11 protein-coding genes are annotated in these 24,537 nt (G+C 41.1%); all 11 read right to left on the bottom strand.

Annotation, left to right across the window (positions count from 1 at the left end):
• Nucleotides 1-115: 115 nt before the first annotated feature.
• The 11 genes from rpsA to ACXIUD_RS04875 all read right to left on the bottom strand — a co-directional run bounded on the left by rpsA (nt 116) and on the right by ACXIUD_RS04875 (nt 24,370).
• The gene (gene rpsA / locus ACXIUD_RS04825; protein WP_458051483.1) at nt 116-1,885 is read right to left on the bottom strand and encodes a 30S ribosomal protein S1; all 1,770 of its coding nucleotides are present in this window, start codon (nt 1,883-1,885) and stop codon (nt 116-118) included.
• Nucleotides 1,886-2,645: 760 nt separating this feature from the next.
• A complete protein-coding gene (gene rsmG, locus ACXIUD_RS04830) occupies nt 2,646-3,278 on the bottom strand; it encodes a 16S rRNA (guanine(527)-N(7))-methyltransferase RsmG (RefSeq protein WP_458051484.1) in 633 nt (210 codons plus the stop codon).
• A gap of 331 nt (nt 3,279-3,609) precedes the next feature.
• Complete coding sequence (locus ACXIUD_RS04835) at nt 3,610-4,983, bottom strand: vanadium-dependent haloperoxidase (RefSeq protein WP_458051485.1); 1,374 nt, start codon at nt 4,981-4,983, stop codon at nt 3,610-3,612.
• Nucleotides 4,984-5,118: 135 nt separating this feature from the next.
• Nucleotides 5,119-8,424 carry a VCBS repeat-containing protein gene (locus ACXIUD_RS04840; protein WP_458051486.1) on the bottom strand — a complete coding sequence of 1,102 codons (3,306 nt, stop codon included), beginning with the start codon at nt 8,422-8,424 and terminating at the stop codon, nt 5,119-5,121.
• Between the two features lie 30 nt (nt 8,425-8,454).
• Nucleotides 8,455-11,769 (bottom strand): VCBS repeat-containing protein, encoded by a 3,315-nt coding sequence (locus ACXIUD_RS04845; RefSeq protein ID WP_458051487.1) that lies wholly within the window; start codon nt 11,767-11,769, stop codon nt 8,455-8,457.
• Nucleotides 11,756-12,376, bottom strand: a complete 621-nt coding sequence (locus ACXIUD_RS04850; RefSeq protein WP_458051488.1) for a hypothetical protein — start codon at nt 12,374-12,376, stop codon at nt 11,756-11,758. The genes ACXIUD_RS04845 and ACXIUD_RS04850 overlap by 14 nt, the downstream gene beginning before the upstream one ends.
• Nucleotides 12,377-12,383: 7 nt before the next feature.
• A complete protein-coding gene (locus tag ACXIUD_RS04855) occupies nt 12,384-15,761 on the bottom strand; it encodes a VCBS repeat-containing protein (RefSeq protein WP_458051489.1) in 3,378 nt (1,125 codons plus the stop codon).
• Between the two features lie 118 nt (nt 15,762-15,879).
• Entirely contained in the window at nt 15,880-17,373 is a 1,494-nt protein-coding gene (locus ACXIUD_RS04860) for a RagB/SusD family nutrient uptake outer membrane protein (protein ID WP_458051490.1), read from the bottom strand.
• Nucleotides 17,374-17,392: 19 nt separating this feature from the next.
• Nucleotides 17,393-20,377, bottom strand: a complete 2,985-nt coding sequence (locus tag ACXIUD_RS04865) for a SusC/RagA family TonB-linked outer membrane protein (RefSeq protein ID WP_458051491.1) — start codon at nt 20,375-20,377, stop codon at nt 17,393-17,395.
• 513 nt (nt 20,378-20,890) lie between these two features.
• Entirely contained in the window at nt 20,891-21,967 is a 1,077-nt protein-coding gene (locus ACXIUD_RS04870) for a DUF4249 domain-containing protein (protein ID WP_458051492.1), read from the bottom strand.
• A gap of 6 nt (nt 21,968-21,973) precedes the next feature.
• Nucleotides 21,974-24,370, bottom strand: coding sequence for a TonB-dependent receptor (locus tag ACXIUD_RS04875; RefSeq protein WP_458051493.1), 2,397 nt, complete (start codon nt 24,368-24,370; stop codon nt 21,974-21,976).
• Nucleotides 24,371-24,537: the final 167 nt, after the last annotated feature.

Raw genomic sequence — 24,537 nt, forward strand, 5'->3', positions numbered from 1 at the left:
AAAACCTTCGAGGTTTGATAAAACCTCAAAGGTTAAAAAAAAGTGACTGCCTTCCGACAGCCACTTTGTATTTGCAAGTCACGAATCTAGACTCTCGTCTCTCGCTTCTCGATTCTTATTTTTTCCCGCCTTCCATCTTCTCTTTCAACTCTGCCAATGCATCGATGTCGCCGAAGGTAGACTTCTCTGCTGGAGCAGCGTTTGCAGGAGCGTCAGCTTGCTTTTTCGCTTTCTTAGGAGCGGCAGCTGGTTTTGCTTCTTCTTTGAAGGTAGCAGTGTGAGAAAGAACGATTCTTTTATCGTCTTTAGAGAACTCAGTTACTTTGAAATCCAAAGATTCACCAACTTCTACTTGAGAACCATCTTCTTTTTCCAAGTTTTTAGAGGTAGCAAAGCCTTCCAAGCCGTAAGGTAGCTCCAACACAGCACCTTTGTCATTCTTGGAGTTTACTGTACACTTGTGAACAGAACCTACAGGGAATACAGTCTCGAAAGTATCCCATGGATTCTCTTCCAACTGCTTATGACCTAGTGCCAATCTTCTGTTGTCCACATCCAATTCCAACACAGCCACTTCTAGCTCATCACCTACTTTCACAAACTCAGATGGGTGCTTGATTTTCTTAGTCCAAGAAAGATCAGATACGTGAACTAGTCCATCGATACCTTCTTCCAACTCCAAGAACAATCCGAAACCAGTCAAGTTTCTTACCACACCTTTGTGCTTCGTACCTACTGCATACTTAGCAGCCATATCACCTTTAGTCCAAGGGTCTTCAGTCAATTGCTTGATACCCAAAGACATTTTTCTATCATCCTTATCCAAGGTCAAAACTACTGCTTCGATCTCATCTCCAACTTGTACAAAGTCAGCAGGGTTTCTCAAATGCTGAGACCAGCTCATTTCAGATACGTGGATCAAACCTTCAACGCCAGCAGCCAATTCAAGGAATGCTCCATAATCAGCAACGTTTACGATTTTACCTTTTACTCTTGAACCAACTTCCAACTCAGCAGAAAGCGCATCCCAAGGATGAGCAGTCAACTGCTTCATACCTAAAGAAATTCTCTTCTTATCATCGTCAAAGTCAAGAACTACAATCTGTACCTTATCATCCAAGTTCAATACTTCCTCTGGATGGTTGATTCTACCCCAAGAGATATCAGTGATGTGCAATAGACCATCTACACCACCCAAGTCGATGAATACACCGAAGTTGGTCATGTTTTTGATCACACCTTCCAATACCTGACCTTTCTCAAGGTTGTTCAAGATCTCTGCTTTTTGCTTCTCAAGATCCTTTTCGATCAATACTTTGTGAGAAACAACTACGTTATCGTTGGTGTGGTTGATTTTTACCACTTTCACTTCCATCATTTTACCTACATAGACATCAAAGTCTCTGATAGGCTTCACGTCGATTTGAGAACCTGGCAAGAAGGCTTCTACACCGTAGATATCTACGATCAAACCACCTTTAGTTCTTCTCTTCACAAGGCCTTCGATCACGCTGTCATTTGCAAACGCATCTTCAATGTCCTGCCAAGCTCTGACCATTTTGGCTTTCTTTCTGGAAAGTACCAATTGTCCAAGAGAATTCTCTTGCTCTTCAATGAACAATTCAACTTCGTCACCGATTTTCAAATCAGGCAAGTCTCTGAATTCAGTTCTTGGAACCAAACCATCAGACTTAAATCCAATGTTGATGATCACATCTTTGTCATTGATACCTACTACGGTACCTTTGATCACTTCTTTTTCTGTGATTTCATTCAACGTTCCAGCATAAAGAGCTTCCATTTCAGCTCTTTTGTCTTTGGAATAACCTTCTCCGAAACCTTTGGTGTCGAAATCTTCCCAGTTAAATTCTTTTTGATTAGACATAATGTATGAATAACCCTGATTTTCAACAGCCCTAGGGTCATGAGGCTGAGGTTTTTTAGTGTTACAATAAGTCTCTGATCTCCAATCAGAAACCCCGTTCACCCGAACGGACTGCAAAGGTAAGGATTTTTAAGAAATAGTCGAGGAATATGAAGAAAAATTACAGCAAGTACTAAAGCCTGTACCATCTCTCGAGATACCAAGAACCAAGTAGGGATTTGGGTAATAAAAAAGAACAATCGTATCTCATACACTTATATCGAATAATGAACACCGAATGTCGAATAAATTGATGAAAGACAGGACTCATGATTTAAAGTGCGTTTACTGTCCCTCTGATAACTACGTTCAATTACAAATACTTACTACCAACTGTTCATTATCAAACTGTTCACTTCTCCTACAATGCCGAGGCTTAAAAGCCACGGCTATTGTTTGGTGTATTCTTCAGAAATCACCTGAATAACCCCTTAAATTAAGATCATATTCGTGGGTTAAAACCCACATGAAAAATTGAATTCTTAATTTCTAATTCTTCATTCCAAATTCCTCATTCCAAATCCCCCACTGTTCACTCCTACTCCAATGCCGGGGCTTAAAAGCCACAGCTATTGATGGGAGCATTCTCCTAAAAATTAAATGAATAACAGATTCAAATTAAGACCATGTTCGTGGGTTAAAACCCACATGAAAAATTCCTCATTCTTCATTCCTAATTCCCTACTCCCCCACTGTTCACTTCTCACTGATTAACTGTCAACTACCTCTTCCCTTCCCAAGGCACGAAAACCACCTTTTTGGTTTCGAAAAATTCACTTTTGAAGTAGTCGTCGATATGGTAAGTTACATAGGAAACTTCTCGCTCTTCCATCTCTTCGTCTACATCTCCGCCTTTAAGCAGGAATAAACCGTTGGGGAATTCATTGAAGTCTTCCTTGCGAAACTTCCCTTTTACCCAAGGAAGCATATTGCTAAAGCGGGTCACTGCTCTACTCACTACAAAATCATATTTTCTGACCAAACTTTCCACACGAGCTTGCTGCGCCTCTACATTAGAAAGCTTCAGCGCTCTCGCTACCTCTTTGACTACGGTGATTTTTTTACCAATGGAGTCCACCAAGTGAAAATGACATTCCGGAAACATGATAGCCAAGGGAATTCCAGGAAAACCTCCACCAGTTCCGATATCCAAAATTTTAGTTCCCGGCTCAAACTGCATCACTTTTGCAATAGCCAAGGAATGTAATACATGGCGCTCATAAAAATGCTCCATATCTTTCCGGCTGATGACATTTATTTTTTCATTCCACTCTTCATAAAGAGGTCCCAACCGCTCAAATTTCTCCAATTGCGCCTCCGTAAGTTCCGGAAAATATGTTTTGATTAACTCCATTTTTCTAATATATCCTGCAAAAGTACGTAATCCCTAGCAAAAAAGGAACGAGGTAAACAAGGAAGCAGGTAATCATCGACAGGAAATCGGGAATAGAATTTTTAAGTTAAGATTTTAATCTAAGATCTGAAATCTTAACTCTAAAATGATCCAAATGTGGCCAAATAAGTGTTTAGCGTCCGTTGCGTATACTCTTTGCGGTCGTTGCTAGAAATAAAGGTATCCACTGACATCTCAATAGAATAGGTTGAAACCTTATTTCCTCTTTCTATTTCCAAATAGTCTCCCCTATCGACCATAACCCAATATCAAATATCAACCAATATCCTCTTCAATCTTTTCTACTCTTTTCCGCTCCTTCCACATTTTCCACAAGCCCACTCTTCTTCGTTTCTACCTGATTTTTAATAAACTCTCCTAATTTCTTTCCCTTCGTAGCTCCATGAACAATCGCAGGCATGTAGTGAATTCCCCCATACAAGCGGCTGATGGTGGCTTCTTCGGCTGCGTGTCGGAAAGAGTCAAACTCTCGGATAGGTAGACCATAGGCAACTTCGGTAGAGTCTACGAAATGGAAAGGCTCCCCAAACAACTTGGTTAAAGCTACAGCAGCCGCATTGGATGCCACGCTATGACCTGAGGTATACTCTGGGAATGGAGGTGTTTGTAATAAAGGCAACCAATCCTCGTCAATGTATTTATTGATATAGGTCTCCGGACGGATCAAAACTGAACGGTACTTTTCATCCCAACAAGCAATAAAGGCATCAAATAATGCTATCGAAGTATATGCCAAGGTCTCAGCCATTCCTTTCCAATCTTGCCCTGCTGTCTTGCTTGCAATGGAAGCAATCCCCATCCAGTGTCCTCCCGGGGTGATTTTCTTCTCCGCAAACATTACATGTCCTTTGATATTGACCTTGTAAGGATTACAATCCCAGAAATAAGCTATATCCTTTTGCTCAGGCGTCATGGCTTGGGTTACCGTAAATACTTCCATAGCTTCTTCATAAAACTTTGAGCCAGGCTCGGTAGAAAAAGGAGTGGCTGGTTCAGAGAGAAACTGATCAGGCCTTTCCATCACCAAGGTTCGGATCTTGTTCCAGTGAGGTTCAATTCCCTCCATGTAATGAGGAGGGGTTGGCTGCCAAGTGTGTGGTTCATTGGAGATGCTGTATTTCTCAAAAGAACGGCTCTCGTGGTAGTTATCTGTTTTGGAATAAGCAATCACATGGTCTGCCACAGCATGCCCCAAAGCCACTGATTGTTCAAATACCTTTTTAGGCATTCCCTGCTTTCGCAAGGTTGCAAACACCCCATCTCTATGCTCATCCATGATGTCTTCACTGAAAATCAAGGCCGTAGCAACCTTGTAATAGGCTGCCAAAGCTGCCAAGGAAAAGTCTACTTCCGCTGGAATATCATAGCTCTTGGTTTCAAAACCTCGCAATTGCCCAGCTAAACTCTGATAATTTTTATCTGCCAAAGCCGCCACTTCAAATGCAGCAATGGAGGGGTAAGCATAAATCCTGCTAGCCACTGGAGGTGAAAAAATATCATGTATAATCACCTCTGTCAATTGAAGTTGAGCGGCAATTAACAGCTCCCCATCTTCCAAGGTTTTCTTATAATCTTCTAAACTATTACATGCCCCTAGAAATGATACGAACACTATCAAAAGGGTAAATCGAACAAATACTTTCATGTTTTTTGAATTTTTTACTTTTATTCTTCCAACACATTCTTTTCTATGATACGATCGAAATGTCCTCAGGTTGGGATATCAAATGTATGGATATTTTGCAATTTCCAGCATTTTGAAGGGATGATTTTCAACAGCTTATTCACTTTGGATACGAAAGAAAACCGGTGATTGGTTGTTCCTGACAGCCATAATGGTAGGGTGACCAGCAAGGTCTATCAACTCCAATTTCCTGTACTCACCCCAATAGCTTGCAGCAGGAATAGTCAATACTTGATGCTTCCACTCTCCATTTTCCCAATGAAGCAAGGTCAACGCCTGAGCATCACTTTTCCCCAAATCATTCCGGAATCCATAGAAATTTCCAGCCACCAGTAGATACTGTTTCCCATTTGTCTCAAAAGACAAGAAGTCACGCACAGGGCTAAATTGTACCTCTAACGGGAATTCTTGAAAATGATGCTCATCCGCAACTCCTGAAATAATCCCTGATTGAAGATTAGATACACTTAATTTACGTGCTTTTTGCGCAACCTCCTCTGATAATACATCCTGAGGCTGCCTTATTCTTGAATAAGCTACATAGGACTCATGCTTTCTTTTGATGCCAGGCACTTGCTTAATCAAGTCATCCCGAGTAGCAAAAGGCACTAACAACGCTTTCATGTAATGAAAAATGAAGGGGTCCTCCTGCTTATTGGCATCCATATCCACATGATACAACCATAAGGGCTTATCTGAACTAGCCTTCCATTTGCTGTTCAATCCCAAATTACCCAACAGCAACTGTGCGCTTGGATAAGTGATTTTTTTCATAGCAGTATATAAGCCCGAAGGGCCCAATTCACGGGCAGTAAACTTTCCATCTGCTCCCAGTTTATAAGCGGTCACAGGCATCCATTCTCCAGCGACTACTAAGTTCATCTCTCCTTCCAACACCATCCATTCCGCAGCTTGAATCATACCCGGACGAAATCCTTGTTCAAAATACTGAGCCGTAACATCCCTGAATCTGCCTTTACCGTCATTCAATAACAAATAGGCTGGTGCCGCTGCTCCATAGTTACCAGTCACTACTGCCGCAGCAACAAAGATATCGACATACCCATCTCCATTGACATCCTGAAAAGCCACAGCCGAGGTATTCTCTCCTATGGGTGGCAGTGAGTTCATAGAAAATGAGAAATTCCCTTTTCCATCATTAAAAAAGATCCTGTCAAAATTGAAAAGTTCTCCAGACTTAAACTCATTTCCTCCACTTCCTATGTACAAATCCAAAAATCCATTCCCATTCAAATCTACCAAATGGGCTACCACATCCTCCGCTGGTTTAAATGCATCAAAGACCTCTTGATTATGTAACTTGAAACTTCCGTCTTGCTGCTGTAAAAATAATCGCCCCGCCTGCATCCGAGCTCCACCAAAGAACAGATCTTCGAGTCCATCTCCATCGACATCACCAACAGCCACTGCCGGCCCTTCGGTTGCATAACGTCTTGGCATTAAATACTCACGCCGAAATTCATCGACCTCAACATTTTCCTCATGTTTCCAGTCCAAGGCTACCTTAGCCAGAGTCAATGGAGATTCTTCAGTAGCTACTCGAGGCCTTATGGTAGCCTTTCCTGTTCCTGCTTGCAGTGTTGTCTTGGAATTAATAGACACTTGATCAAATCGTTCAACTGCTGAAGCTTTCCAGGAAACGATGACTGAATCAATCTGGACATGGCTCCCAAGTCCAAATGTCAGGGTAGTCGAACTCCCCGATTGAAATCCCCTGGAAGTGGATAGGGTCTGCTGAAATAATTCCCCCTCTGCAAAAATCCAAACGCTTGCTCCAATCCCAAATAGGTTGAAATCCTCACCCCTCAAATCAATTTGCACAAAATTATTAGCCAACTTTTCTGCTTGGTTGCGATACACAAAAGAAGGCTGATCAGTATTTGCGAGCACCAAATCCAAATCCCCGTCATTATCCAAATCCGCATAGGCTGACCCATTGGAGTAAGAGGCTTGATCCAAACTCCATGCGCTGGCAACTTCTTCAAATTGTAGTCCTCCTAGGTTTCGAAACATGTAATTGGGCAATTTCACACTTGGCAACATCTCGATTTGTCGAGCTTGCCGCTGCTTTTCTGTCAACTCAGGAGTAGGTGTTTGTGAGTACTGAATAAAATCCAAATCATTGGGGCGCTTGACAATCCCGTTGGTTACATGGATATCTTTGTAGCCATCATTATCCAAGTCCACCAGCAAAGGAGCCCATGACCAGTCTGTTGCAAACGTATTGGTTAGCAGCGCAATTTCTGAAAAGCGCCCATCGCCTCTATTCAATTGAAGATGGTTGCGAACATATTGATCCTTGTATCCCAAGCGCTTTTTTACATCGAATACTTCTTGCTTATCCTCTCCCACCGATTTCATCCAAATCGCAGGATCTTCCGGCAACATATCCGTAGTAAAAATATCCGGCAACCCATCGTTATTGATATCTGCCAAGTCATTTCCCATGCTGTAGCGACTGGTATTGGAGATATAGCTACCCAGCGATTCCGTGAATGTTCCGTCCTGATTGTTGATATACAAGTAATCGTCTTCTGTGAAATCATTGGACACATAGATGTCCATCCACCCATCTCCATTGACATCTTCGATACCCACTCCAAGACCAAAGCCTAAGCTGCTGGAAAGAATACCGGCCTCCATTGTCACATCTTCAAATCGGGCTTCTCCTTCGAAGAGCATATTTTTAAACAAGCGATCACCTCCCTTTTCGTCAGTGTTATCAAACTTGGTATCCGCGTGGGAAAACACTTCAGGCTTTTTGATGGAGTGATTCAACAAATACATGTCCAAATCACCATCTTGATCGTAGTCAAAAAACACGGCATGGGTTGAAAAACCTACAAAGTCCAACCCATAGGCTGCGGCAGATTCCGAGAATGTTTGGTCACCATTATTGATATACAGCTTATTATGCCCACTCAAGCCTTTGTAATCCCCTACTTGGCATACATAGATATCCAATAATCCATCTCCATTGATATCCGCCATGGTAACTCCCGTAGACCAGCCTCCATCTCCCGTAACTCCGGCAGCTTCCGTTATATCTTCAAACTGGAAATTACCCTTATTCAAATAGAGCTTATTGGAACCTTGATTGGATGTAAAGTAAATATCTACCAATCCATCGTTATTGATATCGCCAAGAGCCACTCCCCCACCATTGTAGAAATAGAGGTATTCTAAAATATTGAGTTCCTCAGTGGATGTAAGGTTATTGGAAAAATCAATCCCTGTTTCTTCACTGGAAAGTAGTTGAAATAGGGTGTCACGATCTTCTTGTGATTGTTTACAAGAAATGCTGCTAAAAAGAAATAACCCAATAAATACTCTAAACAGCCAAACAATTGAGCCTATTTTTTTAACCTTTATTAAAATCACCTGGACTCCTCTCTTTATTTAAACGAAACCTCAAAACTCCCAAAACTCCACTTTATCCGAATTTCTTGTCACCATCAACTGTCGTTTTCCTTGAAGTTGTATGACCCTCAAATCACGAACCTCTCCTTTGATCAGTAATCCATGCTCCCTGTTGGGAATATATCCAAATGTACCATCTCCTTTACCTAACATCACTTCTCCGTAACTCGCATCGTACTGCCCAACCTCTGGTTTTGCTCCGTGGAGATTACCACCCATGATAATATCCAAGTTTCCATCTCTATTCACATCTGTTAAGGCAATGCTATACATCCAACTGCGTTGTGCCATTCTCGGCAATGCCTGTACATCAAATGAACCATTGCCTAGATTAAGCAAAACTGAACTCTGAAAATAATTAACCTCCTGTACAACCGCTTTTTCCAGTTGCTGAGGCGTGAAGATCTCCTCCAAAAACTTATCATTGAAAGAACTGTATTTTAAGAAATTCTTCTTGATGGAAGGAATTTGACGCTCTAATTCATGCTTCAAGGTAAAAGGAACATGCTTATCTCCAGACTTTTGGACAAATACATGTTCGACAGAACCATTTTGGTCAAAATCATTCACAAACATGCGAATGGGTCTTTCAAACGAGGTTTTGAAACGGGTATTCAGCCCATGATTGCCCAAAACCAAATCAGGAATTCCGTCCCCATTCAAATCTCCTGCTGCAATAGATTGATACCAGCCCGTTAGTTTACTTAGGTCAGCATTCACTGCTTTTTCCAATTTTCCATTTTTGTTCCAGAAAATCGTTGGAGCCATCCATTCACCCACAACTGCCAAATCCAAACTTCCATCTCCATCCAAGTCGGCTACCACTGCATCTGTCACCATGCCCAACTCTCTAAACTCGGGTGCAAGGGTTGTGGTAGCGTCTGTGAAGACACCTTTGCCATTATTCACTAAAACCAAAGAGTTGGGATTAACCCCATAAAGAAAAGGCACTACCCTTGAAAATGCCACTATATCCAAATGACCATCCCCGTTGACATCCAATAAGCGAACAGCAGCTGTACTGTTTTTAAAACTGTTCAATCCTGATTCAACTGATTTTGTAAAGTTCCCTTTGCCATCGTTGAGATAGAGCCTGTCTGCCAATTCTAAAGAACCAAAACCAGATTCATTTCCACCGGACGCTACTAATAAGTCTAGCAATCCATTGCCATTCAGATCTGCAAAGATTGCATCTACGTCTTCCGACAATTTATCTGCTTCAAAAGCAGTTTGTTTAGAGAGCCTAAAGGTCCCATCGCGCTGTTGCACGTAAAGGGAAGCCTCAAAGCCTCTGGCACCCCCAAAGAAAATATCTTCCAAACCATCTCCATTGACATCTCCTACCGCTACGGCTGGACCTTCGGTGGAAAGCTTGTGATACGTCAATCGATCCCGATCAAAATCCACGAAGCGATTTTCCTGATGGGTAAAGTCAAGGGCTTCCTTGCTGACTTTTTTGAATACTTGCTGCTGAGGTTCCGTGAAAAACTGAATATCAACTGCTTCAGCATCTTCCCAACTGACTTTCAAGGTCTTATTCACTGCCACATTGGACAGCTTGGTAAATTTCCCATCGGGCCACCTGATTTGCACCTCATCAATGGATTCGATACTTCCAAGCCCAAAGTTCAATCGTGGATCCACAGAAGACTGAAACCCTCGATTGGGCATTTGCTCTTGATAAAATGCCTGTCCTCCCGCGATGACACGTACCTGCGCCCCTATGGCATGGGTATTTTTTGCTTTTCCTAGCAGTTCAATTTTAAGAAAATTATGCTCAGGATGTATTTCCCTACTTTTATTCTTAAAAATCAAAACCTCCCGATTGACATTATTCACTACCAAGTCCAAGGCTCCATCATTGTTCAAATCTACATATGCCGAACCATTGGAATGAATGGGATCGCCCAACCCCCACTGATGCACCACATTTTCAAAGACTAAATCCCCCTTGTTTTTAAAGGCATAATTCGAAACCGGATTGATCGGCATGGGGTCAATTAGTGCTTTATAATCCACTCCTTCCTTGGAGATGATCGCGCGCTTGGTGTCTTCATTATCAATAAAGTTGAGGTAATCTAGGTCAGTCAAGTCCTGGTAAATGCCATTGGCCACCCAAATATCCTTCAAACCGTCATTGTCCATATCAAACATCAAAGCTGCCCAAGACCAATCGGTAGCTTCCACATTGGCCATTCTACCCAAGTCTGAATAGGTTCCATCTCCATTGTTGATATGCAACATATTTCGGGTGTATTGATAGTGATATCCATGTTCCAGATTGAACTGAAACTTATCCCAACTTTCAAAAGTGGTGATTTGCTTCAAACGCTGAGGTGGTTCCGGAAGCATTTCTGTCACGAAGATGTCCAAATAACCATCATTGGTCAAGTCTGCTATATCTGCTCCCATGGAAGCCGCCGAAGTAGAAATCATGTAGTCAGTGAGGCTTTCGGTAAATGTACCATCCTGATTATTGATGTATAAATAATCCCGTTCAAAAAAATCGTTGGAGATAAAGATATCCATCCACCCATCTCGATTGACATCTCCTATGGTAATTCCCAAGCCAAAACCAATGACCGAACCATAAATCCCAGCTTCTTCGGATACGTCTGTAAACGTCCCCCCATCGTTCCGAAACAACTTATCACCTCCCACAGGATCTCTCCTTGGTCGTTCATTTTGCATTTTATTAAAACTCCCGATTGCTTGGTAGCTGTTGTTGAGCAGATACAAATCCAAATCACCGTCATTGTCATAATCAAAAAATACAGCATGGGTGGAAAACCCTTCATCTGCTAGCCCATAAATTTCAGCCATTTCGGTGAAAGTACCGTCTCCATTGTTGATAAATAGTTCATTCTGCTTATTGTCTCCTTTGACGTCTCCCGAGTTGCATACATAAATATCCAACAAGCCATCACCATTGACATCTGCCATGGCCACCCCTGTACTCCAAGCGCGGGAACCTGCAACTCCAGCCTGTTCAGTCACATCGATAAACTTAAAATCTCCTTGATTGAGGTACAGCTTATTTGGACCCATATTGGCAGTCAGATAGATATCTATCAAGCCATCGTTGTTGACATCACCAACGGCTACCCCTCCACCATTGTAGTAGTTTCGGTAAGTGAAAATATTAAACTGATCATCAAAGCTTAGATCATTCCGAAAGTCTATGCCTGTCAAAGATGATGGCAACTTTTCGAAAAGCGTATTTTCAGGCACTGGTTTTTCCGAAGTACTACAAGCCCAAAAAACAGACAGCCCTACTAGATAACCATATATACTAAACTTCTTCATCACTTTTATTTAACTGAGCGAAATCCTTGATGCGCAGGTCCAAAATCTCAACTTTCACCGTGTTGATGTTTTTCTTATGTACACGAATCACCCGATTCCCATCCACTTTGACCATGGCTTTTACTGTTTTTTCTTTGTTCGACACTTCAAAAAATCCATCACCATACCATTTCTCCAACATTCCCATCACATCCACCATCAGATTATCTATTGAGAACTCCTCATTGCTAGGAAACCAGTCTTGATACAAAATTTCAATAGGCATGTAATACAAATGATCTTCTTCAAACTTAGGATAAAAGTGCATATTAGCAACCTTCCCAGATGGTAGTATGGGGTTATACAAAACCTGTAAGTAATGCGCCCCATTGGTTAAAATTCCGTTTTTATTATGTTCCCAACAGGTTCCATAAAAGTCTTTTCTGCCCATTCCCAAGCGAAGGTCCAAAAATAAATCTTCTACCACTTTCCCTGACTTTAATTCACGCGCTTTGACTTGATCGTACTCGGATTTAGGGGTACAAGATGCCAAAAAAAATATGCTTAGCAAGATCCCTGCAACCAATCCCTTGATAGTTATACCTTCGCTGTTAATGCTTCTTCTCATAGCAATTTTATTTACTCCATTCATATATTAACGGTCTTTCATTGGATCGGGTCACTAATATCTTAGCACCGACATTTGTATTTATTTGCTGTATAGATCGGATTTCTCCCGGTATATAAATCCCTGAACTAGCTGCATCGATAAGTTTCCAGTTAGTTACGCCCCGCTTCATCAGCCATCCATAACTTCCCATTTGTATACCCCATTCAGGCTTGATACGGGAATGATTCCCTCCTACAAGCATATACTTTTTTTGATCGGGCGCTGTTACCAATTGCCCATGGAAAATGGGAGCATATTGAAGTTCGGATGGGAGTTTTTCTTGTTCAAATGTACCATTCTCTTGTTGGATATACAGCTTGGAGGCTAATTCATGTACTTCCCAAACTACGCTTCTACTTAAAATTTCCTCGCTCACCAAATCTTCCAAGCGTTTGTCTTTGTAACTATCAAAACTAAGTAATTGCTTTCTCCAACTTGGTAATTGCTTTAATAGGGCCTGTTTGAGTACAATGGGATACGCATACGGACCTTCAAACTGTGTAATGATTTGTTCCACACTTCCATTTTGGTCAAAATCATTGACATACATCCTTAGAGGTTTGGAAGTTTCTGCCTCAAATCTGGAGTTTTCTCCAAAATTCCCAACAAAGAGATCCAGTTTACCATCTCCGTCCATATCTTCAACCATCAGATGATTGTAAAACCCATTGGTACCAGAAAAGCCGAAGGCATCTGTTTTATCCACAAATCCATCTGCTTGCCGTTCAAAGATCCTAATAGGTATCCAATGACCTGCCAAAACCAGGTTATTGGCTCCATTCCCATCCAAATCTCCCCACCACATGTCTCTGACCATTCCTAAGGACCTCAAGGCTGAAGACAAACTTGTTGTTTGATCCACAAATGTGCCATCTCCTTGATTGACCAGCAAACTCAAACCAACAGGAACGCCATAAGCAAAAGGGATAGTACGCGTGGCAACTAGGATATCTTCCAATCCATCTTGATTGATGTCAAGAGCAATAGCTTTTGAACTGCTTTCATAGCGTATGGGAAGTGCATTGTCACACTTGATTAGTTTCCCCTTTCCATCGTTGATATATAAGCGATCTTGATAGTTCGGGTTTTTCAATGAAAACTCCAAACTTCCGCTCAGTACATACAAGTCAGGGAATCCATCTCCGTTTGCATCGATTATCAAGCCATCGACATCTTCAGCGATCGCATCGGCATCAAAACTCTGAGAAGGTGTAAAAGAACCGTTCTTTTGTTGTGCCCAAATTTGTGAGGATTGACCTTTGGCACCTGGTAAAAATACATCATCTAGTCCATCTCCATTAAAGTCTGCGACCACAGCTTTTGGACCTTCATTGGATATCATTTTCATCCGAAGCCTATCCCGATCAAAATCAACAAAATCACTCTCCTCATGCCTCCATGAAATTTGCTCCTCAGCTAATTTTAAAAGAGGTACATGACGATCAAAATCTTGTGACCTTACCAAAACTTCACTACCATCTGGGCTCAAATCAAGCAGTTGATTAACAGGCACATCGATTAACTTGGTGACTTGCTTGGTAGGCCAACGTACGATGATCGAATCAATTCGGCTATGTTGACCTAGCCCCAAATGCAAACGATGGTCTACTGAAGACATATATCCCTTGACAGGATTGTGTTCTGCATAATACAGCGCTCCAGCGGCATACACACTCACTTGCGTTCCGAAATATCCTCCAAGGTTGAATTGAATAAAGGAGTTATTTGTTAACTCCCGAGCATTATTTTTCAGGATAAATGCTTCTCCATTAAGATTATTAATCACCAAATCCAAGTCTCCATCGTTATCCAAATCGGCATAAGCTGCACCCGTTGAAAAGGTCAATTGATCCAATCCACTCGTGGCAGCTTTATCCTCAAAACGATAACCTCCTTTATTTTTAAACAGGTAGTTTCTTAAAGGGTTGGAGGGAAACTCATCAATCATTTTGGTCAATAGTATAGAGTCTCGCTTGTATTGAGAAATAAGGTTCTGATTATTGACGTAATAATCCACATAATCAAAATCTGTCAAATCTTTGACGATCCCGTTGGCTACAAAAATATCTTTCAAGCCATCATTGTCTGCGTCAAAAATCAAGGCTCCCCAAGACCAGTCTGTGGCATGAACACCTGCAAATCTGGAAACCTCTGCAAAATGAATTTCTGTGGAGTTAGGTTTGAAGCCTAAATTCCTCTGTAAAGTATTGCGGGTAAATTGATGATAATAACCTGTCTTTACATTGGCTTGGTACTTATCCCAATCTTCGAAAGGAGTTTTGGTTTTCACTCGATCCCAAGTAGCAGGTAACATTTCGGTCACAAAAATATCCTGCCAGCCATCATTATTCAAATCAGCGATATCGGCTCCCATAGAGCCCATGCTGATTTCAGTCATCATATCCTCCAAAGCCTCTGTAAATGTCCCATCCCCATTATTGAGGTATAGATAATCTTTTTCAAAAAAATCATTAGATACGTACAAATCAGGCCAACCATCTTTATTCAGGTCTGCTACGGTTACCCCTAGCCCATAGCCAATGGCAGAACCATAAATTCCTGCTTCCTCACTGATGTCAACAAAGAACCCACCATCATTTCTGTATAACTTATTACCTCCTTCCGGATCTCGGATTTCCCGTTGTCCCAAGCGAAGATCATTGATACCAACCGAGCGCGCAGAGTTATTGAGCAGATACATATCCAAATCTCCATCCAGATCAAAATCAAAGAAAACCGCATGTTGAGAAAGGCCGGTATCGGCTAGTCCATACACATGTGCCATCTCTGTGAATGTCAAATCTCCATTATTGATATAGAGTGCATTGTGACGCTCCTCACCACCAAGCGGACCTGATTTACAAATATAAATATCCAATAAACCATCCCCGTTGATATCTGCCATACTTACACCTGTGGACCAAATACCAGGAACAGCTAATCCTGCCTGTACTGTAATATCTTCAAATTGAAAATTTCCTTTGTTCAGGTATAATTTATTTTCGGCTTGATTTCCAGCAAAAAATATATCTATCAAACCATCATTATTAATATCGCCTAGAGCTACTCCTGCCCCATTGTAAAAATTCCGAAAGGTGTAAGGATTAAATTTTTCATCATACACCAAGTCATTTCTAAAATCAATCCCAGTATGGGAAGAAGGCAGCAACTCAAACAAAGTCTTTTCTTCAGGAGAGGGAGTGGAATTACAGGCAATAAGGCTGAGTCCAAGCAAAAATAGCGCAATTAAATGACTATCATTTTTAAAAGTTCCAGCAAATAAATCACCAATTGCCCTAACCAATGAACCAAGAAATAATGTAAGAGGGAATTTAAATCGCATACCTGCCATTCAGCCAATTTCTGGAAGTGAAGTTGAAAAAAAGAATGCTAAGAAGCTATAAAAATTAAAAAGAAGTGCGCCAAGCAGACGCACTTCTCTTATCATTATCCAAGAAAGATTAATAACCTGGATTTTGTCTCAAATTAGGATTTGCTTGCAACTGATTCTCTGGGATTGGGAACAAGTTTCTGAAGGCTGGAGAAGCATTTTTCTCCCACCAAGGAGCATTGAATCTACCGAAGCGGATCAAATCTGATCTTCTATGACCTTCTGCAAACAATTCTCTACCTCTTTCAGCTAATAACAAATCAGCATTTAAAGTAGTCAATGCAGGTGCATTTGCTCTTTCTCTTACTTGGTTTACAAAGTTTAAGGCAACAGCTGTGTTTCCTTGTCTCCAAGCAGCCTCTGCTTTCATCAACAATACGTCAGCATACCTGAAGATTGCGAAGTCATTGTCCAAATCAGGTCCTTGACCAACAGGAATTTCCCATTTGTTAATTCTTGTACCTGCTTGTCTCAATGCATTAGGTGCAAGCATGTTGATGTTTGGAGTAAAATTAATCGCAGGACCATCAGGATCCGCAGGCTCAACAGAATCATCAATGATTGGTGTCACTCCATCAGACGCAAACTGCGGACCTTCTCTTAGTGAGTTTATCCGAGCGTCTCCTTCTTCAAAACTGTTATAAAACTCTTCCAAAGCAGCATAACCATTCCAAGGCTGTTCTTGCAAGTCAAATGTCAACTGAGAGGAATAGTGATAAGTCATTTGGTGAATATTAAAACCACCAGCGTTGTTAGCATCGTATGGAAGTGTAAACATATTCTCAGGGGAGTTGCTATTGTTAGCAGAGAAATTAGAGAAGAAGTTTGGAGACAAGCTGTACGGACCTTCATTGATGATCACATCCAAAATTCTTTCTGCATCTGCCCATCTAGCTGTCCCTGTATACACCTCTGCATTTAAGTACAATTTAGCAAGGATCATGTGGGCAGTCCAATAATTCAGGTTTGTTCTGGTATTATTTTTAGTTAACAAACCAACATTTTCTAGAATGCTATTTTCAATAAATTGGAACACTTCTGCTCTTGTATTTTGAGCTGGGCTTCCACCTCTATCAGTTTCACGAATAATTGGTACATTTCCGAAGGCGTCAATTAGCCACAGATAAGCAAGCGCTCTTAATGTTCTCAACTCAGCACCTAACTCTTCTAAATCAGGGAATTGCTGCAATAAAAGGTTACACTCAGCAACAATTGTGAAAGGATATTGCCATGAACCATTCAAAGGACCATCTACTGACAACCATGTATGCCTGTGCGCTCTTAACCAAATACCCCCATCTTCCCAGTCAGCACCCTTTTGAGGGATTGCCAATTGATCCGCTGTCACTTCTAATACACTGTATAAGCCACCGTGGCTACCCCAGTTCCCTACTACTGCTGAATACGCAGTTTGCTTCAACACCTCGATGAGTTCAGGAGTCACGTTATTGTTCAATTGCTCTTGGGTAATCCCAGAAAGTACCTCCTGCTCCAACTCCCAACATGACCCCATGGTCATCGCTACCAGGCTCCCGACGAATAATGATTTAATTGATCGTAACATATATTAATTTAGGTTTATGTTATTTAAAGGTAATTGTTAAACCCGCTGTCCAGATTCTTGGTAAGAAATACGTATTTCTACGCTCAATACCTGGTGCCAACGGATTAGGATTAAATACATCTTCTGTATCTGTCCATCTTACTTCAGGATCTACCCCTGAAAAACGGGTGATCGTAAATAGGTTCTGAACACCTGCATATATGCGTAAGTTGTTGATAAAGGCCGATGTAGATGGTACGTTGTAACCAATTTGAAGGTTATCCAATCTCATGAAATCTCCCGGCTCTAAGTACAAATCAGAGAACGTTGGTGTAGATGTAACCAAAGGATTGGTAGGAGTGTTTCGAGTTAACACAGAATTCCATGTCAAAGAAGCACCATCTGCATTTTCGTAGAACCCTCTGAAGGAGTTGTAAATCTGATGTCCCCAGCTGCCTCTTAACAAGAAATTCAAATCCCAGTTTTTATAGATAAAGGTATTGGAGAAACCGAAGTCACCAATTGGCAAACCATTCCCTAATCTCTCAAATTCTTCTGGGTTTTCACCTGAAAGAATATATTCTCCTGCATCTGTCAAGCCTAGCATGCGAGGACCCCAGAAATCACCAATTCTTTCTCCTTCTCTATTCCAAACGATTGGGTTGTTGTTTTGACCAGGGGCACCTGGGATACCTTGTCTGATTTCAGGAAGTCTGATGGAACCTACACCGATATTTCCAAATCTTGCTCTTTCGTAGATAGTGAAATTCAAGGAAGGAATCCAATCTACCACACCTAGTTTAGTGCCGTTCAATTGAGCCAAAAATTCAAAACCACCGGAATTCAACTCACCGATATTTGCCCAAATGTTGGAAGCAGTATAGAAGTTACCAGGAGCGAATTCGTTTGGCGCACCGACAGGTACTTCAACGTTAAATAACAAGTCAGAAATAGTTCTTTTGTAATAATCAATCTGACCAGTGATTTTACCATTCATGATTCCATAGTCTAACCCTATTGTAAATTCTCTGGTAGTTTCCCAACGCAACTGAGGGTTAGGGTTAGATAACTGACGAGGACCTACGAAAACCGAATTGATTGGCTGGTCAGGGTTTAATGGAATTCTATTACCATTGCCGAAAACACCCAAGGCTAATGTAGCGGATGGTGGCAACTGACCTACCACACCGAAGGAAGCTCTAGGCTTAAATTGATTGAAGATACCCATATCAAAGATTTGAGTAAAATCAGCTCCCAAAGAAACCGCAGGGAATAAACCAGTTTGGTTATCTCTACCAAATCCAGAATAGGTTTCCGCTCTTACCGATGCATTCAAGAAATAAGTATTGTTGTAGTTAAAGCTTGTTCTGGCAAATAATGAATTTAACACAGATCTTTCAGCAAATGAACTCAAGTTAGTTCCAGGACCAAATCTTAAACCACCCGCACCCAAGTTATTAGGTCCTACATCGAACAGGAATCTTGCAACTTCCATGTTATTGGATCTCTCAGAGAAAACTTGAGTTTCACCACCTAACAAGAATGTAAAGTCTAAGTTATTGGCAATCTCATTTTGATAACGAATAGTACCATTCCAAATAGACTGCGTTCTGGTCTCCATATTTTGTCCAGCTTGTCCAAATCTACCAAAACCCACATCGAAATCCTGACGAGACCAGAAATTGCTACCTAATCTTGTAAATCTATCTTGAGAAAACTGAGATGCAATTGTCAAATTATCTGTAATATCAAACTCTACTCTGTATGAGTATATCGCAGCTGCAATTTCATTTGTAAATCTTTGCTGATTGATCAAAGCAACTGGATTGAAGAAATCAAATAATTGTCTTTGGAAATAGCCACCAAATCGCTGAGCGGCCTCTGTATTTTCAAAAATAGGCGCTGTTGGGTTGTAAATCGTAGCATATCTTACCGCCTCACCGTTTACGTTTGTCTCATCGATGTTAGAATAAGACAAATTCAGATTCATTCTCAATCGATTATTCAGAGCACCATGATTCAAGTTGAATCGTGTGTTCAGCTGTTCTCTATTGGTACCGATAACGATACCATCATTATTACGATAATTTACGGAAGCCAAAAATGAAGTGTTTTCAAAACCTCCAGTTACGGAAGCATTCACTGTACCGTTTAAAGCTGTTTGCGTAACCTCTCTTCTCCAATCCGTGCGAGAACCAAAATCAACTCCACCTCTTTCTACAAATTGCTCTGGAGTCAATACAGGAATAAAGTTGGTAGGCTGTTCAGCAGAACCGAATGTATTGATAGTTACGGAGGAAATACCTTTTTTGGAAGTACCTTTTTTGGTTGTAATCAAAATAACCCCAGCAGCACCTCTCGTACCATAAATTGCAGCAGCAGACGCATCTTTCAATACATCAAATGATTCGATATCATTAGGGTCCACTGCATCTATAGAAGCACCGATGACACCATCCAATACAATTAATGGAGATTGTGCAGCACCAAAGGAAGAAATACCTCTCAAACGGAGTTCAGGCTGTGCATTTGGGTTACCACCTGGTCTTGACACGTTCAAACCAGCCACCTTACCTTGTAGTAATTGAGTAGGATTAGGGAAGTTACCTCTGTTAAATTGCTCAGAACTTACAGAAGCAACCGCTGACGTGATTTCTTTCTTGTCTTGTGTACCATAACCAATAACAATGGCCTCGCGAAGACTTTGAATATCTTCTTCAAGCTCAATATTAAAGGTGGACTGATTACCGATGGTAATTTCCTGTGCTGTAAATCCAACAAAAGAAACAACCAACACCTGATCTCCAGGCTGAACTGTTAATCTAAAATTACCATCCAAATCTGTTGTAGTACCCCTTGTGGTACCCTTGATTAAGACAGTTACTCCCGGAAGCGGATCCTTCAAGGTAGCATCCAGGATGGTTCCCGTTACCTCCCGGCCTTGCGCAAATGCCACTGCAATACTGAACATCATCAGTGAAGCAACTAACACATACGTCTTTACTTGTTGTAAATAATTTCTCATAGGGTTTGTTGTTTTGAAAAAAACGGTTTTTGGTTTATGTAGTTAATTTCAAATCTAAAATGAGCGATTAAATTGAATTTTGCAATTATTAACAAACCCCATACCTCGGTTTTGAAAAAAATGGCGTTAACAGAATATTGGTATTTTTTGATAATCATTAACCATACAAAGTTTTTATTACTGATTATTCAACCGAAAACGTTTGAATTTTTCGAATAGTTAAAATTTTTTGTTTTTTTTAAAAAAGTGAAAATTCATAGCAGCACACCCCTCTCCACATTTAAATCCATTCTTTTGGAAATATCATTCATACCCAAATTAAATTTCATTTACCCCCTATTCTTAAAAATTAAAGCGAAAAAAGCATCCAATCAGGAATGATTAACAAAAGATTCGTAATCAATTCATCTGTGGTCAAGTGATTTTTTAAACTTTATAAGACACTCTATAGAATTCCCCTGAAATAATCTAAAACTCTCGTGAAAATTTGTGGATTTTTTATGGAGTCTTCTATTAATTAAACACCCACCAAGATGGACGCTGTCGGATAATCGTCCTCCCTTGTGCTCGTTCTTCACAACTCAAACAAAAACCAGGATACGAACTTACAGGACGTGCGGGAGAAAACACGCAGGGTCTTGGTAAAAAAAACGGCACGTCCTCCGCTGTTGTGAAAAATCTAGTTTTTTGGACCTTGGCTACTTCAAAAACACCTAAGACACGCTCTTCCGGATTGGAAAGGTTTTGAAAATTTCCATTAACTGGGGCTGGTGGAATATCAAATATCCCACCTTGATTATTGACTGCAATCCTGATTTTTTCCCAATATTCGAATGTAGCCTGATTCAGGCTATATTGCTTGATGGTGACAAAAAATGGATTCAAAAAAGAATCATCTACATTTCTTCGTCCAAAAAATAAATCGACTGCACGTGTTTGTGTGCCTGCTGTGCTAAATAAATTAATTCTACTCGGCTCTATTACAGATTGAATAAAGCAAGGTGGCATAGTTGATGTTGAAGGGCCGGACGGTGGTAGTTCAAGGAGACTCCAAAGATATGTTTCCTCTGCACTCCATCGGAGAAATAAAGGCTCGGATGCTTGTGGCATGGTGGAATTTCCAAACACCTCAAATGTAGGCACATCTACACGGGTATCTGTCAATAGCGTAGTAAAACGAAAATCTATTTGATCAACCGCACTCGACTCTGGCATACGCTCAAATGATGACTCGTAAATTTGATCATTGATAACCACCCTTAAAGAATAGGAAATTCCTGGAGTACCAACAAAACCCTCCAGTTTATACGCTCCATTCCCCGACGGAATATATTGCCGAACTAAGCCATCAGACGATATTAAAACTACAAAAGCATTGTTTACAGGTGATTGCACCAACCCGAAATTTTGTGTGATTCCTACATTGACACTATGTACATCTTCCTCATCATCTGTAAACAGACCATAAATAACGACTTGTCCTCGCGCTGTATCACCAATAAAATCCAAGGGATCTACACAGGAATTTCCTAAGATGAGGCAATAAACCCAAATCCACCTGCTCAATAAATGTTGTTTAAAGGTTTTCATAGGCTTTTAGAAATTAACCGTGTAAGACATGGTTGGGAAAATAGACCCCAAAATAGATAACTGAAAAGGGCGAAGTCGTCGTGATTGATTTTCCCGCTCGAAAAATACCGAGTACGCATTTCTCCTACTCAGTAAATTATAGATGGAGAAGTTAAATGAATCTTCCCAACCCCGAACAATCCCATTGGTCAGGTAAGAAAAATCCAAGCGGATGTAATCTGGAATGCGGAACTGATTGCGATCTCCAAAATCTGGCACAAATATTCCTGCAATGATGTAATTGGTTGCTGGAGCTGTTACAGGCCTTCCGGTAGAATAGTTGAAAGAGGCATTGAAAAACCGCTTTTTACCCAAATGCACATTTCCAACAAGTGACAGTATGTGGGGTCTATCAAAGTTGGTTGGGAACCATTCTCCTCTATTGACTTGAATTTCTGAAAAAGGTGACGTTGTACGGATCAAGGAACGGCTATAGGTATAGGAAAGCCAACCGGTCACCCCTCCTCTATTGCGCTGAATCATCAATTCAGCACCATAAGCCTTCCCTTCTCCCTGAATCAACTCGGTTTCGATATGCGGATTTAAGAACAATTGGGCAAAATCACGGTACTCCAGCTGATTGTCTGTAGTTCGGTAAAATCCTTCCACCGAAGTAGACCAATCATTTTCTTTGAAATTACGGAAGTAGCCCAAGGATAGATTGACTGACCGCTGTGGCAAAATATAGGAGGTACTAACTTGCCATAAATCTATAGGTGTAGGACCTGTGGCATTGGAGATGGTCTGCAGGTATTGATTCATCACAGAGGCTCCCGCCTTGATGGACTGTGTTTCATCCAAGGCCCAACGGAAGGAAAACCGTGGTTCAAATCCCGAAAACTGTGCAATAGGACCTGCATCAAAAGCAACCCTATCCACAATAGTGAACCTAGATATCGGTAGGTTTTCTTGGTAAAGAAATACGGAGTCAGGGCCATTTTGCTGGTAAAAAGAATATCGGGCACCCACAGAAATGGAAAACTTTTCCGATACTGTCCAATCCAAGCCTACAAATGGAGCCCATTCCAATCCTTGCTGCTTACTTACAGCCGCAGGAGTTATGCCGGAGCGCTCATTGAAAGGAGCTCGCTCCTCAGGCTTCATTTGATAATTCACCGCCTCTATCCCAAAACTCAATTCCATAGACTCAGAAGTCCAAAGACCGGTGAGTTTGGCTTGCTGATACTCCAAACCATTGCTGATTTGAAAGGCATCGTTGACAGAAGGTTCAAAAAAGCGATTGGTAAAATTCCCATAAGCCAACATTCCCGTGATTGAAAAATTGTCTGTAATCAAGTTTCTACTCGTAAGTGAACTCACTAAATTGTTCCATCGGAAACCAAATTGATCAGAAAACTGAAAGCGGTCCCCTGTATTAAGCAGGTTCCATTCCAATGTATGGTTTTGGGAAAATTTATGATTGATGGCCGTGTAGATATCGTGGAAGTTAAGGCGGCTATTGCTCACATCCAATTGATCCACCGTCCCAAGCTTCCAATTGAGATTCGAGCGCCTCAAACCTGCAATTATGCTGGTCTTATCTGTTTTCAGTGGTCCTTCCAACATCAATTTGGTCACTGCCGTCCCAAGAGACACAGAGCCTCCCCAAGTTTCAAAATCTCCTTTACGCATTCCGATATTCAGGGCAGAAGCACTTCGACCTCCAAATTGTGCAGGTACATTTCCTTTGTATAGTGCAAAATTCTGTACCACATCCCCATTGAATGCTGACAAAAATCCCAAGGCGTGATTGTTGGAAAGTACGATTGCTTCATTCATCAAAATCAGGTTTTGATCCGCTTGCCCTCCACGGATATTCAAACCAGCAGATCCTTCCCCTACAGAAGTCACGCCCGGCATACTTTGCAAGACATTGAAGACATCCGGCTCTCCCATCAATGCGGGCACGAGCTTGATTTCCTCCATGGTCATTTTGGTCACGCCTGTGATGGGGCTCTTGACGTTTCGGTCCCGTTCTTCCGCCAAAACAGTAAACACATCCAATTGAAAGTCCAAATTACTCAAACTCACATCGAGGACAGCATCTCTAAATATCTGAATCAGGTAATAATCCGCTTGCTTCCCAAATCTCCGAAACACAATTCGATGTCTCCCAGAGTCCAACGGGAAAATGTACAACCCATTTTTATCCGTATTGACACCCGTAAAAAATCCATCAATATGCACTGAAACATTTTCCAAGGGGAGTCCTGTTTCTTGGTTGGTCACTTTTCCTGTTAAAAAATATTGCGCTTTTTTATCTCCCCCCTCGTGGTTGAAACGAATTTCTTTGAATTCATTTTGGGCGATGCCATCTGTTATGAAACAGAACATCAAGGTACAAGAGAGCAAGAGTCTCCTCATAGTAGTTGATTAAGAAAGTTTTCAACGAAATCTTTTCACAAAACTAACTTTTTATGGGAGGATTGCAAATTTTCAACGGAATTGGCATATTATTATAAAAACCAGCCGTCTTTTTTATTAAGGCGAACAGATTTAATATTACAATCGAAAAAATGAAGTGGCACTTG

Source organism: Mongoliitalea sp. (genome assembly GCF_054166905.1).